Origin of the sequence: Cognatilysobacter lacus, from assembly GCF_008274655.1 — a bacterium.
In the GTDB taxonomy this organism is placed as follows: Bacteria; Pseudomonadota; Gammaproteobacteria; order Xanthomonadales; family Xanthomonadaceae; genus Cognatilysobacter; species Cognatilysobacter lacus.
Map to the genome: position 1 here is coordinate 1 of NZ_VTRV01000073.1, position 13,157 is coordinate 13,157.

Below are 13,157 nucleotides of genomic sequence, written 5' to 3' on the forward strand. Positions count from 1 at the left end.
CGGGCCCGCGTCGAACGTGCGCGAGCGCTGCAGACCGCGCGGTGCGGCGCGCCCAACGCGCGCCTCACGCCCAGCCAGACGTTTGCACTGTGTCGGCTCGAGCCGCGCGACCAGTCGCTGCTGGAACAGGCCGTCGAACGCCTGCAGCTGTCGGCGCGATCGATGGTGCGCATCCTGCGCACCGCGCGCACGATCGCCGACCTCGCCGGCGAGCCCGACATCGGCACCGCACACCTGGCCGAAGCGATCGGCTACCGGGCGCTCGACCGGCAGCGGGAATCGGAGCCCGCCGGCGTCACCTGATGCACCGCGGCGCGGGCGGCGCTGGCGCCGGACCGACGATCGGAGCAGCGCCGCGATGCACGCACTAGCGACCGTTGCAGGGCGGCTCGCAGATGCGCGTCTTCTCGAGGTAGGCGCGTGCGCCCTGTCGCGCGCGGTCGCGATCGTCCTGCGTGCCGCACACGAGCTGCAGCTGCTTTGAACCGGTGACGCGCTGGTAGCGGCAGACGTCCTTCCGGTCGTCGGCGACGCGCGTGCCCTGCACGCTGGCGTTGATGCGCTCCAGCGCGTTGTCCAGCGTGACGCGTTCCTGGATGTTCATCGCCTCGAGCGACGGCTTGCGGCCGATGATCTCGAACACGGTGTCCTGGTCCTTGCGGACCTGCAGGGCGTCGCGCGGCGTCAACGCAACCTTGCCGGCGTCCATGTCCGCACGCAGCTGCGTCTGCTGCGCGCGGATCAGCTCGACTTTCGGTGTGTCCTGGGCCAGCGCCACCGAGGTGGCAAGCAGCGCGGCAAGGACGAGAGGTTTACGGATCATGGCCGACCTCCTCACGGGGCGGTTTTTGATCCTCCGCCCCGCCGCCGGCGCCGGTCAAGCGCGTTGGTCGGCGCGCGAGCGCAGGTTCTCGGCCGCGATCAAACGGCCGCTTCGCGCGGGCGCCGGGCGTTCGTGCGCCTCAGGCCGCCTTCTCGAACTGCTCCTCTTCGGTCGAGCCCTTGAGCGCCACGGTGGACGACTGCGCGCCCTGGATCGTCTGCGTGACCGCGTCGAAGTAACCGGTGCCGACCTCGCGCTGGTGCTTGACCGCGGTGAAGCCGCGATCGGCAGCGGCGAACTCGGCTTCCTGCAGTTCCACGAACGCGCTCATCTGGTTGCGCGCATAGCCGTAGGCGAGGTTGAACATCGAGTAGTTCAGCGCGTGGAAGCCCGCGAGGGTGATGAACTGGAACTTGTAACCGTAGGTCGCCAGCGCCTTCTGGAACTTCGCGATGGTCGCGTCGTCGAGGTTCTTCTTCCAGTTGAAACTCGGCGAGCAGTTGTAGGCGAGCATCTTGCCCGGGTACTTCGCGTGGATCGCTTCTGCGAACTTGCGCGCGAATTCGAGGTCGGGCTTGCCGGTCTCGCACCAGACGAGGTCCGCGTACGGCGCATACGCGAGCCCGCGGCTTATCGCCTGGTCCAGGCCCTTGTGCGTCTTGTAGAAACCTTCGACGGTGCGCTCGCCGGTGCAGAACGGCTTGTCGTTGTCGTCGACATCCGAGGTGATCAGGTCGGCGGCCTCGGCGTCGGTGCGCGCGACGATCAGCGTCGGCACGCCCATGACGTCTGCGGCGAGGCGCGCGGCGACCAGCTTGTCGATCGCCTCGCGCGTGGGCACCAGCACCTTGCCGCCCATGTGGCCGCACTTCTTGACGCTCGCGAGCTGGTCCTCGAAGTGCACGCCGGCGGCGCCGGCTTCGATCATCGCCTTCATGAGCTCGAACGCATTGAGCACGCCGCCGAAACCCGCTTCCGCGTCGGCAACGATCGGCTGCAGGAAATCGATGTCGCCGACACCTTCGGCGCACTGGATCTGGTCGGCGCGCAGCAGCGTGTTGTTGATGCGCTTGACCACCTGCGGCACGGAGTTCGCGGGATACAGCGACTGGTCGGGATACATCTCGCCCGCGATGTTCGCGTCCGCGGCGACCTGCCAGCCCGACAGGTAGATCGCCTTCAGCCCGGCCTTGACCTGCTGCATCGCCTGGTTGCCGGTCATCGCGCCGAGCGCGTTGACGAAGTCGCAGGTCCGCAACGAGTTCCAGAGCTTCTGCGCGCCGAGCTTCGCGATCGAATGCTCGACCGGTATGCGGCCGCGCAGGCGCACCACGTCCTCGGCGGAATATGGACGGGTGATGCCGCTCCAGCGCGCATCGGTGGCCCATTGCTGGCGGAGCTGGTCGGCGTTCGGAAGCGTGGTCATGGCGGAACTCCTGTCGGGTCGTCGTTAACGAGGCAAAGCGAGGCCGTTCCGTTCGCGTTGCGCACGGTCGGGGTCATCACGGGTTGTGGGGGTGCGTCAGTCGAGGCGCCGGTACGCGGGCAGCGTCAGGAAGTCCTCGAGTTCATCGCCGTGGGTCAGGCGGTCGAGCAGGCCGATCGCCTCGTTGATTCGGCTCGCCCCGGGGATGTCGGTCGCCGCGAGGCTGGGCAGCGTCATCAGCGCGCGTTCGAACAGGGTTTCGTCGACGGGCGTGCCGTCGTCCAGGTGCAGGTCGCCGGCATGCAGCCACTGCCAGAGCTGCACGCGCGCGATCTCGGCGGTGGCGGCGTCTTCCATCAGCCAGTGGATCGGCACGCAGCCGTTGCCGTCGAGCCACGCGGCCAGGTATCGCACGCAGACCTCGACGTTGCTTTCGAAACCGGCGCGACTGATCGACCCGAGTGGCGGGGTGACGAGATCGTCGCGGGTGACCAGCACGTCCTCGCGCGTGAGGTGCTTCTGGTGCGCCCCGGGCATGCGCTCGTCGAAGACGGCCTGCGCCAGCGGGATCAGCGCGGGATGCGCGACCCAAGTGCCGTCGTGTCCGGCGGTGACTTCGCGAAGCTTGTCCGCGCGCACCTTGGCGAGCGCGGCGGCGTTGGCGTCGGCATCGGTAGAGATCGGGATCTGCGCCGCCATGCCGCCCATCGCATGCGCGCCGCGGCGGTGGCAGGTCTGGATCAGCATCTCGGAATACGCCCGCAGGAACGGCTGCGCCATCGTCACCTGGGCGCGCTCGGGCAGCACCTTGTCGCGATGGCGACGGAACGTCTTGACGTAGGAGAAGACGTAGTCCCAGCGACCGCAGTTGAGGCCGACGATGCGCTCGCGCAGCGCGTACAGGATCTCGTCCATCTCGAACGCGGCGGGCAGCGTTTCGATCAGCACGGTGACGCGGATCTGGCCGCGCGGCAGGTCGAGTTCGTGCTCGACCTGGGCGAGCACGTCGTTCCACAGCTGTGCCTCCTCCATCGATTCGAGCTTGGGCAGGTAGAAGAACGGGCCGCGGTCCTTCGCGGCCAACGCGCGGGCGTTGTGGAACGCGAACAGGCCAGCGTCGAACAGGCCGGCGGCCATGGGCTCGCCGTCTACTTGGACGTGCTTCTCGTCGAGGTGCCAGCCGCGCGGACGGACCATCAGCACGGCCTGCTGCGCGAACGGCTTCAGTGCGTAGTGCTTCCCGTTCGCCGCGGTGAACTCGAGCGTGCCGGCCACCGCGCCGCGCAGCGCCTGCTGGCCTTGCACGAGATTGCCCCAGGTCGGCGACGTCGCGTCCTCGAAGTCGGCCATGTAGACCTTCGCGCCGGAGTTCAGCGCGTTGATGACCGTCTTCGGGTCGACCGGCCCGGTGATCTCGACGCGCCGGTCCTGCAGCGCCGCCGGCAGCGGCGCGACGCGCCAGTCGGCGGCGCGAAGGTGGACGGTATCGGCGCGGAATTCCGGCAGCGCGCCGGCGTCGAAGTCGGCCTGGCGGCTGCGGCGGGTCTGCAGGCGGCGTTGGCGCGCGGACTCGAAGCGGCGGTGGAGCCCGGCGAGGAACGCGAGCGCGGCAGGCGTCAGCAGGCCGGCCTGCCCGTCGGCCGTGCCCAGCACCTCGATCCCGCGGATCCCGTCGCCCGACTCCATCAGCACTGCCGACATCGCGTCACCTCATGGCTTTCCCGTGTGAATGGACCATGCGCCGGCGTGTGGTATTTGACAAACAAGTTTTAACAATGCGATGTATGAGCAAATCGAATACACGCGACCCTCATGCCCAGGATCCCGGCCACGCCCCGCTTCGCCTACAAGGCCGACCGCCTCAAACCGCTGCGCGCGTTCTGCCAGACCGCCCGCCTCGGCTCGGTGTCGCGCGCGGCCGAGGCCATGTTCCTCAGCCAGCCAGCAGTGACACTGCAGCTGCAGGCCCTTGAGCGCGACCTCGGCGTGAGCCTGCTTGAGCGCAATGGGCGGCGACTCACGCTCACGCGCGAGGGCGAAGCGCTGTACGAGCTCGCCCGCCCGCTGGTGGAGGGTTTCGACAACCTGGACGCGCTGTTCCGCGACCGCATCCGCGGGCTCGACGCCGGCGAGCTGCACGTCGCGGCCGGCAGCTCGACCATCGTCTACCTGCTGCCGCGCATCGTCGAAGCCTTCCGCGCGCAGCACCCGGACATCCGCCTGATCCTGCACAACGTCACCGGCGCGCGCGGGCTCAACCTGCTGCGCGACGACGGTGCCGACCTCGCGGTCGGCTCGATGCTCGACGTGCCGGGCGACCTCGCCTACCAGCCGGTCGTCTCCTACGAACCGATGCTGATCACGCCGCCGGACCACCCGCTCGCGACCAAGCCGGACATCGAGATCGCCGACCTCTCGCCCTACGGCCTGATCCTGCCGCCGCAACGCCAGACCACGTACCGCATGGTGGACATGGTGTTCCAGCGCGCGCACGTGTCGTACACCGTGGCACTGGAAGTGGGCGGCTGGGAGGTGATCAAGCAGTACGTGGCGATGGGGCTGGGCATCAGCATCGTCACGGCGATCTGCCTGACCGAGGCCGATGGGGCGCGGCTGGCGTCGCGCTCGCTGTCGACGTTTTTCCCGTCGCGCAGCTACGGCGTGGTGACGCGCCGCGGCCGCGCGCTGAGCCCGCAGGCGCGCGCGTTCATCGAACTGGTTCGAGCGTGGGGCGCGGCGGCGACGCGCGCCGCCTGATTCGGCGACGTACTGCGCGGAGCGTATTGCACGCTTGGCGCTGCTGCCTACGTGGCGCGCAGCGGTGGCCACGCGACCCGCGCCGCGTCGACGCGCACCACCGAGTGACGCCCGCGCGCCTTGCCCGGTGATCGCCGGCCTAGCCTCGCAACAACCAGGGTATCGCCGCGAGGACCACGCCAACGATGACAAGCAGGGCGACGCTGGAGATGAAATAAGGCACCCCCATCAGCGCGATGCCGCATACGAGCGGCACGCCCGCGCGCTGCTTGCGGCCGTACATGGAGTAGCCGAGGCCGATCGAGCTGAACAGCACGCCGAGCAGCAGAACGGACGTGCTCATGCCCGCCCCATCGGGGCACCGCGGCCCTGCCGGCATGCCTTGCGGTGGATGCGAGATCGCGCCGCTTCCAGCCTCTTCAAATCCGCTTGGAGGTGCGGTCGCGGCCGACCATCGCCGGGATCGGTGCGGCGGTTCGGCGAGGCGGATGACTCGCACGAGGCGCAGTTCACTACACCGTCCCGCGATTCTTGCCCTGCCACGGCGCGTACCAGGCGCGGATGCGCCGCATGTCCGCGCCGAAATCTTCGGTCATGCGCCACAGGGGGCCGATGCCGATCACGCGGTCGGGGTAATGGAAATACACGGGCAGCACCGGAGCATCGGCGGCGCGCGCGATCTTCCAGAAGCCGCTTTTCCACTTCTCCACCCGCCGCCGCGTGCCTTCCGGCGCCAGCCCGAACCAGAGCGCGTCGGCGTCGCGCAGCATCGCCGCGGCCTGCTCGACCACGCCCTTCGGATTGCTGCGGTCGACCGGCAACACGCCCAGGCCGCGCAGGATCGCGCCGACCACGGGCACCTTGAAGAGCGTGTCCTTGCCGAGCACGCGGATGTCGAGCCCCAGTGCGAGCTTGGCGGCGAAGCCCCAGATACCGTCCCAGTTCGACGAATGCGGCGCGCCGATCAGCACGACCTTCGGCGCGTCAGGCAGTTCCCCGACCATGCGCCAGCCACCGAGCCGCAACACCAGCCGCCCGACGCCGCGCGTGAGGCGGTTCGGCGGCACCTGTGGCACGCGTGGCGGCATCCGCGGGACGCGTCCCGGGGCGCCTTCGTGTGCCGGATAGCCGTCGCCCATGCTCAATCCCAGTCCCGCGCGGTGCGGCCTTTCTTGATCGTACTGCGCCCACGCTTCGCATCGAGGCGGCGCTCCTTCGAGGCCCGGGTAGGTCGCGTCGCCACGCGCTTCTTCGGCGCCTGCAGGCTGGCTTCCACGAAGGCATGCAGGCGCTCGCGAGCATCCTCGCGATTGCGGTCCTGCGTGCGGAAGCGTTGCGCGCTGATGACCAGCACGCCGTCGCCGGTCAGACGCCGGTCGCGTCGCGCGAGCAGGCGTTCGCGAACGGGCTCGGGCAGCGATGGCGAATTCGCGACGTCGAAGCGCAGCTCCACCGCGGTCGCGACCTTGTTGACGTTCTGTCCACCCGGCCCGGCCGAACGCACGAAGCGCTCGACGAGTTCGTTCTCGGGTATCTCGATCGAAGGCGTCGGGCTCATGCGGCGTGATTCTAGGCAGTCGCGACGTGATCACGCCGGCGCGATGGCGATTTCCGCGCGTGCGCCCGGCCCGGCTGCAGCCGCGTCGACATCAGGGCGTGACCGGCATCGCATCGAACAACGCCAGCGCGGCGGCGAGTTCGCCCGCGGCCGGCGCATCGACCTTCATGGCGGCGCCGGTCGCCGGATGCACGAACCCGATCGCGCGTGCGTGCAGCAGCATCCGGTGGATGCCGCGCATGCGGAACGCGCGGTTGTGGCGCCCGTCGCCGTGGCTGGTGTCGCCGATCAGGTGGTGCGACACGTGCTTGAGATGCCGACGGATCTGGCGGAAGCGCCCGGTGCGCGGCCGCGCCTCGAGCCAGGCATAGCGCGACGTCTCGAAGCCCGAGCTGGGCGTGTCTATCTCGCACGTCGCCAGTCGGCGGAAGTCGGTGATCGCAGGCTTCTTTTCGGGCTTGCCGGGGCCGCCGTCGAGTGCATGGTCGACGGTGAACGCCTCGTCCGGCCAGCCGCGACAGACCGCCCAGTAGGTCTTCTCGACTTCGTGCGCCATCAGGCTGCGCCCCAGCGTCGACGCGCTTTCGCGGTCGAAGGCGAGCAGCAGGCAACCCGACGTCGCGCGATCGAGCCGGTGCACGAGGAACACGGGACGACCGAACTGCTCGCGCAGCCGGTCGGCGGCGAAGTCGCTCTCGCCCCGGGCGAGCGCGCTGTCGTGCACCATCAGCCCGGCGGGTTTGTCGACCACCGCGAGTGAATCGTCGCGGTAAAGCACGGGCAGGGCGAGGTCGGTCATGGCGATTCCGGAGCGGGCCGTCATTGTCGCAGGCGGCCGACGTGCGGGACGGGCCGTGCGCGCTCGCGGCCTGCCGCGGCAGCTGCCGGTTCATCCGCGCACGCGCGTCGGCGCTGGTGCCGCGCCAAGCCACGCGCGCGGCGATCGCTAGAATCGTGCGATGAACACGCGCCTGCCCGAGCTCGACATCGTCCGCGGCTACCTGACCGCGCTGCAGGACCGGATCTGCGCCGCAGTCGAGCACGTCGACGACAGCGCGCGTTTCGTCGAGGACGCGTGGACCAAGGATCCGGCGCTCGTGTCGCCGATCCAGGGCGGCGGCCGCACGCGCGTGCTGCGCGACGGCGCGGTGTTCGAACAGGCCGGCATCGGCTTCTCCGACGTGCGCGGCACCACGCTGCCGCCGTCCGCCACCGCGAGCCGCCCGGAACTGGCGGGCGCATCGTGGCAGGCGGTGGGCGTGTCGCTGGTGTTCCACCCGCGCAATCCCAACGTGCCCACCACGCACGCGAACGTGCGCCACTTCCGCGCCGAACGCGACGGCGAAACCGTGGCCTGGTGGTTTGGTGGCGGATTCGACCTGACGCCGTTCTATCCGTTCGACGAAGACGTGCTGCACTGGCATCGCACCGCGCGCGCCCTGTGCGCACCGTTCGGCGGCGAGGCGCGATACCAGGCGCACAAACACTGGTGCGACGACTACTTCCTGCTGCGGCACCGTGGCGAGACCCGTGGCGTCGGCGGGCTGTTCTTCGACGACCTGCACGACGACTTCGATACCGACTTCGCCTACATGCGCGCGGTCGGCGACGGGTTCCTCGACGCCTACCTGCCGATCGTCGAGCGACGACGCGACACGCCCTACGGCGAGCGCGAGCGCGAATTCCAGCTGTACCGTCGCGGTCGCTATGTCGAGTTCAACCTGGTGTTCGACCGCGGCACGCTGTTCGGGCTGCAGTCGGGTGGGCGCACCGAATCGATCCTGATGAGCCTGCCACCGCTGGTGCGCTGGGAATACGGCTACGTGCCGGCGCCGGGCACGCCGGAATCGCGACTGCAGGATTACCTGCGCCCGCGCGACTGGTTGACCGAGCTCGGCTGAGCAGCGGCGCGCGCCGGCACCGCGCGCAGGATGCAGGCCGCCGACGCCGCCGCGACCACGTGCTTGAGCGTGTGCCCGCTCACGACACCCGACATCGCGAAGATCTGTGCGTCGAAATGTTCCAGTGCCTTCGCCGCGGCATAGCCGACCAGCGCGAGCACCAGCCAGCGGGTGTCGAGCCATCGCGACGGTCGCAACAGCAGGATCAGCGGCACCAGCAACAGCGGCAGGAACTGGACGAGCACGTAGGGACGCAGGTCGCCCGCGCCAAGGCGTTCGGTGAGGTTCCAGTACGCCACCGACGCCACGCCGAGCAGCAGCAACGCGACCAACCCCAGTCGGCGGGGGTCCGCGACGACGCGCTCGTCGAGCAGGAGTGCGAAGAACGCCATGAAAGCGATCGTCATCGGCAGGCGGTCGCCGACAAGCGTGGCGTTGGACGGCGCCCAGTGATACGCGCCGGAACCCAGCGCGACGCAGGCGATGCCGATGCAAAGCGCGATGTAGCCCGCGCGCGTGCGACCGAACTCGAGCCGCGGCACACGTAGCAGCCCGTAAATCCCGACCAGCAGGAACGGCACGTTCGACAGCACGTTCCAGAAATTCGGGATGCCGGCGACGACGCGGCTGTCGGCGAAACGGTGGTAGTCCGGGTCCTGCGGGATCGGCCCGTGCAACGCGAGGGCGACGATCGCGGCAAACGTGGCGGCGAGCAGCAGCACGCGGGTCAGTACGAGTCGGGGCATGCGGCCGTTTCGACGGGGAATCCGGCATCGTAACGGCCGCTCGCCGGGGGTCGCCGACGGCGCAAATAAAAAGCCCCGCCGGCAGGGGGGGCCGGCGGGGCTCGGGAACGGGGTCTGGGGAGGGACCTTACGTTCCGGGATCACTCCAGGGGAGGGAGGATCAGCGTCGGACGTTGCATCCGGCGCAGGGGAATGAAAACACCCGAAACATGCACGCCAAGTGAAGGCTCCCGAGCGTCTTTTGAAAAATTCAGGCGCGATTCACCGTTTTCCCGCCGCTTGTCGGAGAAGCGTGATGCGTCGCCGAAAACCAAGCGGGCGTAGGCCGCGCGTGACCTGGAAGCGACGGCTTTGTCGTTCTGCCGCTGCCCCGTCTTGGTGCAGCCCCTCAGTGGGCCTGGTCCCAGTTGTGGCCGACCCCTGCATCGACCTCCAGCGGAACCTTGAGCTCGGCAGCCGCCGACATGCGGGCTTTCACCTCGTCGATCAGGTCGGGCACGAAGTCCTCGTCCACCTCGAACACCAGTTCGTCGTGCACCTGCAGCACCATCAGGGCGCGCTCGGCATGCGGCGCCAGCCAGCCGTGGATGTCGATCATCGCCCGCTTGATGATGTCGGCGGCGGTGCCCTGCATCGGCGCATTGATGGCCGCGCGTTCGGCGCCCGCCCGCAGGCCCTGGTTCCGTGCCGCGATGTTCTCCAGGTACAGCCGGCGCCCGAATACGGTTTCCACGTAACCCTGGTCGCGCGCCTGCTGGCGCGTGCGGTCCATGTATTCGCGCACGCCGGGATAGCGTGAGAAATACAACGCGATGTAGTCCTGCGCCTCGCCGCGCGAGATGCCAAGCCGAGTCGCCAGGCCGAACGCGCTCATGCCGTACATCAGGCCGAAGTTGATCGCCTTCGCCGCGCGACGTTCGCCCGGCTCCACCGTTTCGATCGTCTTGCCGAACACCTCTGCGGCGGTCGCGGTGTGCACGTCGACGTTCGACGTGAACGCTCGCAGCAGCGCCGGGTCTTCGGACAGGTGCGCCATGATCCGCAGCTCGATCTGCGAGTAGTCGCAGGCGACGATGCGGCGGCCTTCCGGCGCGATGAACGCGGTGCGGATGCGCCGGCCGTCCTCGGTGCGGATCGGGATGTTCTGCAGGTTGGGATCGGACGAGGCCAACCGACCCGTCGCCGCGCCCGCCTGGTGGAAGCTTGTATGCAGGCGATGCGTGCGCGGATTGAGCATCTCCGGCAGCTTGTCGGTATAGGTGCCGCGCAGTTTCGCCAGCCCGCGGTAATCGAGGATCAGCCGCGGAAGTTCGTGCTGGTCGGCGATCGCCTCCAGCGCTTCCTCGTTCACCGATGGCGCGCCGCTCGGCGTCTTCACCGTGGCGGGCAGCCCCAGTTCGTCGAACAGCAACGCACCGATCTGCTTCGGCGAATCCATGTTGAAGGTGCGGCCGGCGACCTCGGTTGCGCGCTGCTGCAGCTCCAGCATGCGTCGCGCCATGTCGGCGGACTGACGGCGCAGTTCGGCCGGGTCGATCATCACGCCGTTCGCTTCGATGCGTTCGAGCACCGGGATCAGCGGGATCTCGATGTCGCGATACACGCGATGCAGCGCCGGTTCGGCGGCGAGCATCGGTGCGAGCACGCGGTGCAGGCGCAGCGTGACATCGGCATCTTCGGCGGCGTAACGCGTCGCATCGTCGAGCGCGACCTGCGAGAACTTGATCTGCTTGGCGCCCTTGCCGGCGACGTCGGCGTATTTCACCGTGTCGTAGCCGAGGTATTTCTTCGCCAGCGAATCCATGTCGTGGCGGGTCGCGGTGGCGTTGAGCACGAAGCTCTCCAGCATCGTGTCGTCGCTGTAGCCGCGCACGTCGACGCCATGGCAACGCAGCACGTGGATGTCGTACTTGCCGTGCTGGCCGAGCTTCTTCTTCGACGGATCCTCGAGCAGGGGCGCCAGCGCGCGCAGCACGTGGGCCCTGTCGAGCTGCGCGGGCGCGCCGGGATAGTCGTGCGCCACCGGGATGTAGCAGGCGCGCCCCGCTTCGGTCGACAGGCTGAGCCCGACGAGATTCGCGCAGAGGGCGTCGAGCGAATCGGTCTCGGTGTCGAAGGCGAATTCGTCGGCCTCGCGCAGCTGCGCGATCCACGCATCGAGGCGTTCGGGCGTGACCACCATTTCGTACTCGCCCGGGGCGGACAACGCCGGATCCAGCGCAACCGGCATAACCGCCTGCGCCGCGGTGCCGCGGCTGCCCGCTCCGGCGGGCGCGGCGGCCACTTCGCCGCCTTCGAGGTCGCGCAGCGCCTGGCGCATCTCGTAGCGGGTGAACAGCTCGCGCAACGCGTCGTGATCGCGCTCGCGCAGCACGAGGTCCTGCGGCGCGTGCGGCAACTCGCAATCAACCTTGATCGTCGTCAGGGTGCGGTTGAGCGGCAGGCGATCGAGCACGCGCGCGAGGTTCTCGCCGATCTTGCCCTTGATCGCCGATGCATTCGCGACCACGCCGTCGAGCGTGCCGTATTCGGCCAGCCATTTCGCCGCGGTCTTCGGGCCGCACTTCTCCACACCGGGAATGTTGTCGACGCTGTCGCCCATCAGTGCGAGGAAGTCGATGATCTGGTCCGGGCGCACGCCGAACTTCTCGATCACGCGCTGCGTCGTGTCCAGCCGGCTGCCACTCATGGTGTTGACCAGCGCCACGCCGCGGCCGTCGACCGGATCGCGCACCAGCTGCGCGAAGTCCTTGTCGGAGGTCGACACGGTGACGTCGAGCCCTTCGTCGAAACCGCGCAGGGCGAGCGTGCCGATCACGTCGTCCGCCTCCACGCCCGGCTCGCGCAGGATGGTGATGCCCAGCGCATGCACGATGTCGCACAGCGGTTGCACCTGCGCGCGCAGGTCGTCGGGCATCGGCGCGCGGTTGGCCTTGTACTGCGGGTCGAGGTCGTCGCGGAAGGTGGGGCCGGAATCGTCGACCACGTATGCAACGAAATCGGGCTTCTCGGCCAGCACGGCCTTCAGCATGTTGACCACGCCGAACAGCGCGCCGGTGGGTTCCCCTTGGGCATTGGTGAGCGGCGGCAGCGCATGGAAGGCGCGGTAGAGGTAGCTGGAACCGTCGATCAGCACGAGTTTCTTCATGCGTCGATTGTAGGCGGCGCCTGTCGCCCGGCCTGAGCCTGCCTTTCACGGCAGGCGGCCGTATGCTGGCAGCCCGACCGGAGCCCGACCATGCCTCGATCCGCCCTGCTGCTCGGCCTGTGCATGCTCGCCGGCTGCGCCAGCCTGCCCGCCGATGATCCGACGCTCGCCCTGCACGATGCGCAGGTCTCCACGCGTTCGCTCGACAACGGCGACGTGGTCTCCGAGTACCGCGTGGCTGGCCTGTTGCGCGTGGTGAAGATCGTGCCCCGGGGCGGCGTCACGTATTACCTGACCGACGACGATAACGACGGCCGCCTCGACCATCGCCGCGGCGATGGTCCGGTCACGCCGGTGCAGTACAAGATATTCGGCTGGTGAATCGGCGGGGCGGCCGGGCCACGAGGCCGCCGGCCCCACAACATCCCGTTACGGACCAATAGGAGTCTTTGCATGAGCGCTGTCGTCGCTGCCCCCCGCCCCCGTTGGACCGCCCTCGCCTGGGTCGCGCTCGTCGCGGGCTGGGCCTGCCTGCTGCTGCCGGGCCCGCACGTACTGCGCGCGGTCGGCATCGCGCTGGTGGTGGTCGGGCTCGTACTTTCGGCATTGACGATGGCCCGCGGCGGCACCCGCGCGGGGATCGCGCCACTGGTGGCCGGGCTGCTGGTCACCCCGCTGGTGTATTTCGGTGGCGCGAAGCTGCTTCCGGCGCATGACGCGGCCGTGGCGACCGGCGCCCCGTCGATGACGTCGACCACGGGCGCACCGCGTTCTGCGCGAGCGCGGCGACTTCCGCAT

At 69.0% G+C, this 13,157-nt stretch carries 14 protein-coding genes; 5 read left to right on the forward strand and 9 right to left on the reverse strand.

All coding sequences use genetic code 11. The features are described from left to right. Positions 1-303, forward strand: a 303-nt coding sequence (locus FW784_RS08055; RefSeq protein WP_484482015.1) for a magnesium chelatase subunit ChlI family protein, incomplete at its 5' end; no start/stop codon positions are given. 64 nt (positions 304-367) lie between these two features. Here FW784_RS08055 and FW784_RS08060 read toward each other — a convergent pair. From FW784_RS08060 to aceB, 3 genes are all read right to left on the reverse strand, one after another. Next, complete coding sequence (locus FW784_RS08060) at positions 368-823, reverse strand: hypothetical protein (RefSeq protein WP_149352834.1); 456 nt, start codon at positions 821-823, stop codon at positions 368-370. A 139-nt stretch (positions 824-962) separates the two neighbouring features. Continuing rightward, complete coding sequence (gene aceA, locus FW784_RS08065; RefSeq protein WP_149352835.1) at positions 963-2,249, reverse strand: isocitrate lyase; 1,287 nt, start codon at positions 2,247-2,249, stop codon at positions 963-965. 96 nt (positions 2,250-2,345) lie between these two features. Further along, complete coding sequence (gene aceB, locus FW784_RS08070) at positions 2,346-3,950, reverse strand: malate synthase A (protein WP_149352836.1); 1,605 nt, start codon at positions 3,948-3,950, stop codon at positions 2,346-2,348. Between the two features lie 120 nt (positions 3,951-4,070). Between aceB and FW784_RS08075 the strand changes: the two genes are divergently transcribed. Next, positions 4,071-5,006: a LysR family transcriptional regulator gene (locus tag FW784_RS08075; protein WP_149352843.1), complete on the forward strand. Its 936-nt coding sequence runs from the start codon at positions 4,071-4,073 to the stop codon at positions 5,004-5,006. Between the two features lie 139 nt (positions 5,007-5,145). On the opposite strand, the gene FW784_RS08080 is transcribed toward FW784_RS08075, so the two are convergent. The 4 genes from FW784_RS08080 to FW784_RS08095 form a co-directional block, all read right to left on the reverse strand. After that, a complete protein-coding gene (locus tag FW784_RS08080) occupies positions 5,146-5,349 on the reverse strand; it encodes a hypothetical protein (protein ID WP_149352837.1) in 204 nt (67 codons plus the stop codon). 169 nt (positions 5,350-5,518) lie between these two features. Further along, positions 5,519-6,145, reverse strand: a complete 627-nt coding sequence (locus FW784_RS08085; protein ID WP_149352844.1) for a lysophospholipid acyltransferase family protein — start codon at positions 6,143-6,145, stop codon at positions 5,519-5,521. 2 nt (positions 6,146-6,147) lie between these two features. After that, positions 6,148-6,564 carry an alternative ribosome rescue aminoacyl-tRNA hydrolase ArfB gene (arfB, locus tag FW784_RS08090; protein ID WP_149352838.1) on the reverse strand — a complete coding sequence of 139 codons (417 nt, stop codon included), beginning with the start codon at positions 6,562-6,564 and terminating at the stop codon, positions 6,148-6,150. 91 nt (positions 6,565-6,655) lie between these two features. Continuing rightward, positions 6,656-7,387 carry a pseudouridine synthase gene (locus tag FW784_RS08095; protein ID WP_425481613.1) on the reverse strand — a complete coding sequence of 244 codons (732 nt, stop codon included), beginning with the start codon at positions 7,385-7,387 and terminating at the stop codon, positions 6,656-6,658. A 148-nt stretch (positions 7,388-7,535) separates the two neighbouring features. On the opposite strand from FW784_RS08095, the gene hemF reads away from it, so the two are divergent. After that, positions 7,536-8,465, forward strand: coding sequence for an oxygen-dependent coproporphyrinogen oxidase (gene hemF, locus FW784_RS08100; protein ID WP_149352845.1), 930 nt, complete (start codon positions 7,536-7,538; stop codon positions 8,463-8,465). Here the strand turns inward: hemF and FW784_RS08105 are convergent. Together FW784_RS08105 and polA are read right to left on the reverse strand one after the other, a co-directional pair. Next, the gene (locus tag FW784_RS08105; RefSeq protein ID WP_149352840.1) at positions 8,426-9,211 is read right to left on the reverse strand and encodes a ceramidase domain-containing protein; all 786 of its coding nucleotides are present in this window, start codon (positions 9,209-9,211) and stop codon (positions 8,426-8,428) included. The two genes, hemF and FW784_RS08105, sit on opposite strands and share 40 nt — an antisense overlap. A gap of 388 nt (positions 9,212-9,599) precedes the next feature. Next, a complete protein-coding gene (gene polA / locus FW784_RS08110) occupies positions 9,600-12,359 on the reverse strand; it encodes a DNA polymerase I (RefSeq protein ID WP_149352841.1) in 2,760 nt (919 codons plus the stop codon). Positions 12,360-12,449: 90 nt separating this feature from the next. Here polA and FW784_RS08115 point away from each other — a divergent pair, with 90 nt between their 5' ends. Continuing rightward, entirely contained in the window at positions 12,450-12,740 is a 291-nt protein-coding gene (locus FW784_RS08115; RefSeq protein WP_149352842.1) for a DUF2782 domain-containing protein, read from the forward strand. Positions 12,741-12,812: 72 nt separating this feature from the next. Then, a partial coding sequence (locus tag FW784_RS08120) for a hypothetical protein (protein WP_205123578.1) occupies positions 12,813-13,157 on the forward strand: 345 nt, incomplete at its 3' end.

Coding starts and splice junctions, on each gene's coding strand:
- FW784_RS08085 (WP_149352844.1), bottom strand. CDS start 6,145: ATGGGCGACGGCTATCCGGCACACGAAGGCGCCCCGGGACGCGTCCCG.
- aceA (WP_149352835.1), bottom strand. CDS start 2,249: ATGACCACGCTTCCGAACGCCGACCAGCTCCGCCAGCAATGGGCCACC.
- polA (WP_149352841.1), bottom strand. CDS start 12,359: ATGAAGAAACTCGTGCTGATCGACGGTTCCAGCTACCTCTACCGCGCC.
- arfB (WP_149352838.1), bottom strand. CDS start 6,564: ATGAGCCCGACGCCTTCGATCGAGATACCCGAGAACGAACTCGTCGAG.
- FW784_RS08080 (WP_149352837.1), bottom strand. CDS start 5,349: ATGAGCACGTCCGTTCTGCTGCTCGGCGTGCTGTTCAGCTCGATCGGC.
- FW784_RS08115 (WP_149352842.1), top strand. CDS start 12,450: ATGCCTCGATCCGCCCTGCTGCTCGGCCTGTGCATGCTCGCCGGCTGC.
- aceB (WP_149352836.1), bottom strand. CDS start 3,950: ATGTCGGCAGTGCTGATGGAGTCGGGCGACGGGATCCGCGGGATCGAG.
- FW784_RS08105 (WP_149352840.1), bottom strand. CDS start 9,211: ATGCCCCGACTCGTACTGACCCGCGTGCTGCTGCTCGCCGCCACGTTT.
- FW784_RS08095 (WP_425481613.1), bottom strand. CDS start 7,387: ATGACGGCCCGCTCCGGAATCGCCATGACCGACCTCGCCCTGCCCGTG.
- FW784_RS08060 (WP_149352834.1), bottom strand. CDS start 823: ATGATCCGTAAACCTCTCGTCCTTGCCGCGCTGCTTGCCACCTCGGTG.